Raw genomic sequence first — 1,386 nt, forward strand, 5'->3', positions numbered from 1 at the left:
GACCAGTTGTCCGACCTGTCCGGCTCCGCCCTGGCGGCGCGGTGGGGGGCCCTGTCGGCCGACCATCTCGAATATGCCGACGAGGCGGGCATCGCGGCGATGGCGCGGGCCGGCACCGTCGCGATCCTGCTGCCCGGGGCATTCTACTTCACGCGCGAAACCCGGCCGCCCCCCGTCGAGCTGCTGCGCCGCCACGGGGTGCGGATCGGCCTGGCAACGGACTGCAATCCCGGCACCTCGCCCGTCCTGACCCCCACCGGCATCATGAACATGGCCTGCACGCTCTTCCGCCTGACGCCGGGCGAGGCATTGGCGGGGCACACCCATGTCGCCGCCGCGGCCCTTGGGCTGGGGGACAGGGTCGGGCGGCTGGCCGTGGGATTCGCCGCGGACATGGCGCTCTGGGATATCGACGGCCCGCACGAACTGTCCTACTGGATCGGCGGCCAGCGGCCCGCCGCGCGGATCTTCGCCGGCGTGCCGGATGCGCCGCCAACCCAATCTCAAGCAGACTCTGTCTAGCGGGAGAGCCAAGCTAGCGGGAGAGCCAAGCGTGCCGCCCATCATCGCCCAGGAAAAGCCGGCCGCGCGCTACGAGCAGGTCAAGCTCTACATAACCGGGCGCATCGCGGCCGGGGAATGGCAGGCCGGCCGCCGCCTGCCGTCGGAAAGCGAACTGGTCGAGCAGTTGGGCGTATCGCGGATGACGGTCCACCGCGCGCTCAGGGAACTGATGGCCGAAGGGGTCGTGACCCGCGCCCAGGGGGTCGGGACCTTCGTCGCCGAGCCCCGCCAGCGGGTCGAAATGCTGGAACTGCGCGACATCGCCGACGACATCACGGCCGGCGGCCACACGCACACCACCCGCGTCGTCGCGCTGGACGAACGGCGGGCGGACAGCGACCTCGCCACCGCCTTCGAACAGCGCCCCGGCGCGCGGCTGTTCCACTCGGTGATCGTGCATTACGAGGACGGCACCCCCCTCCAGGTCGAGGAACGGTTCGTCTCGCCGCATTTCGCCCCCGATTTTCTCGACCAGGATTTCACCCTCACCCACCCGCACCGCTACCTGTCGCGCATCGCCGCGGCCGAGGACGTCGAACATGTCGTCTTCGCGGTCACGCCGGACCCCGCGATCTGCGCCCTGCTGGACCTGCGCGAGCCCGAGGCATGCCTGCAGCTCATGCGGCGGACCTGGGTCGGCGGCCGGGTGGTGATGAAGGGGATCTTCACCTCTTCGGGCAGCCGCTACAGCTTCGTCGGCCGGTACCGGCCCTAGGGTCTGTGGGGATTTAGCGTGAGTTGATGACACCTGCGGCGAGATATATCATCGCCTCGAAGCTCCGGTCGGTTTTGCAGGCTCGCATGGCGATGCGCTTGAACTCC

2 protein-coding genes are annotated in these 1,386 nt (G+C 69.6%); both read left to right on the forward strand.

The window, feature by feature from the left end; genetic code table 11:
* The coding region (locus tag HUK84_RS18365; RefSeq protein WP_176641520.1) for an amidohydrolase family protein at positions 1–522 on the forward strand (522 nt) is incomplete at its 5' end.
* A gap of 31 nt (positions 523–553) precedes the next feature.
* Positions 554–1,279 carry a histidine utilization repressor gene (hutC, locus tag HUK84_RS18370; protein ID WP_176641521.1) on the forward strand — a complete coding sequence of 242 codons (726 nt, stop codon included), beginning with the start codon at positions 554–556 and terminating at the stop codon, positions 1,277–1,279.
* Positions 1,280–1,386: the final 107 nt, after the last annotated feature.

It is taken from the genome of Nguyenibacter vanlangensis, assembly GCF_013376155.1.
Taxonomy (GTDB): Bacteria; Pseudomonadota; Alphaproteobacteria; order Acetobacterales; family Acetobacteraceae; genus Gluconacetobacter; species Gluconacetobacter vanlangensis.